The sequence below is a fragment of the Nocardia wallacei genome, assembly GCF_029869545.1.
GTDB classification, from domain to species: domain Bacteria; phylum Actinomycetota; class Actinomycetes; order Mycobacteriales; family Mycobacteriaceae; genus Nocardia; species Nocardia wallacei_A.
Map to the genome: position 1 here is coordinate 1 of NZ_JARWQD010000268.1, position 1282 is coordinate 1282.

Annotated in this window: 1 protein-coding gene; it reads left to right on the forward strand. The window is 68.3% G+C overall.

What is annotated here, in order from left to right:
• Positions 1-1141, forward strand: a 1141-nt coding sequence (locus tag QH290_RS23165) for a cytochrome b (protein WP_280385080.1), incomplete at its 5' end; no start/stop codon positions are given.
• Between the last annotated feature and the right edge of the window lie 141 nt (positions 1142-1282).

Genomic DNA, 1282 nt, shown 5'->3' on the forward strand with positions numbered 1-1282 from the left:
CTACTCGCTGCCCGACGATCTGCTCTCCGGCACGGGCCTGCGGGCCGCGTTCTCGGGAATCACCATGGGGATGCCGGTGATCGGCACGTGGCTGCACTGGCTGATGTTCGGCGGCGACTTCCCCGGCGACATCATCATCCCGCGCCTGTTCATCGCACACGTCCTGCTGCTGCCCGGCATCATGCTGGCGCTGATCGCGGCGCATATCGCGCTGGTCTGGTATCAGAAACACACCCAGTACCCCGGCCCGGCGCGCACCGAGAAGAACGTGATCGGCACCCGCATCGTGCCGGTGTTCTCGCTCGATCAGGGCGCGTTCTTCATGTTCACCCTCGGCGTGCTGGCGATCATGGGCGGTGTCCTGCAGATCAACCCGATCTGGAACCTGGGCCCGTACAACCCTTCTCAGGTCTCGGCCGGTACCCAGCCCGACTTCTACATGATGTGGACCGACGGCTTCCTGCGCCTGTTCCCGGCGTGGGAGGGCTACATCTTCGGGCACACCATCCCGGGCTCGCTCTCGATCGCCCTGCTGATGCCGCTGATCTTCGGCCTGATGACGGCCTATCCATGGATCGAGAAACGGCTCACCAAGGACTACGCGCACCACAACCTGCTGCAGCGGCCACGCGACGTGCCGGTGCGCACCGCGATCGGCGCCATGTCGCTGGCGTTCTACGTGATCCTCACCCTGGCCTGCGTGAACGACATCATCGCGTTCCAATTCGACATCTCGCTCAACGCCACGACCTGGTTCTTCCGGATCGCGCTGCTGTTCGGGCCGCCGCTGGCATACTTCCTGGCCTACCGGCTGTGCCTGGCCCTGCAGCGCGGCGATCGCGCGGTGCTCGAGCACGGCATCGAGACCGGGATCGTGCGGCGCCTGCCGCACGGCGAGTACATCGAGATCCATCAGCCGCTGGGCCCGGTCGACGAGCACGGCCATCCGATACCGCTGCCGTACCAGGGCGCGCCGGTGCCGAAGAAGATGAACAGGCTCGGCCTGTCCGGACGGCCCGGCAGCGGCAGTTTCCTGCGGCCGGACCCGGCGGGCGAGCGGGAACAGCTGCGCGCCGCCGAACACGAGCAGGAGAGCGAGCAGCTGCAGGTGCTGCGGCGGTACCAGGAGCAGGGCGACTGACCGGTCGCAGCACCGCGAAGGCCCCGAGTCGCGGGGGCCCGGGGGCCGCGTGTGGCAGGTTTGGGGTGGCGCTAAGGCCCCCCCCCACACCCCCGCACCCGGGCCGCCCCGCCCCGCGACCGCGCCCATGAGCAGCGCTTT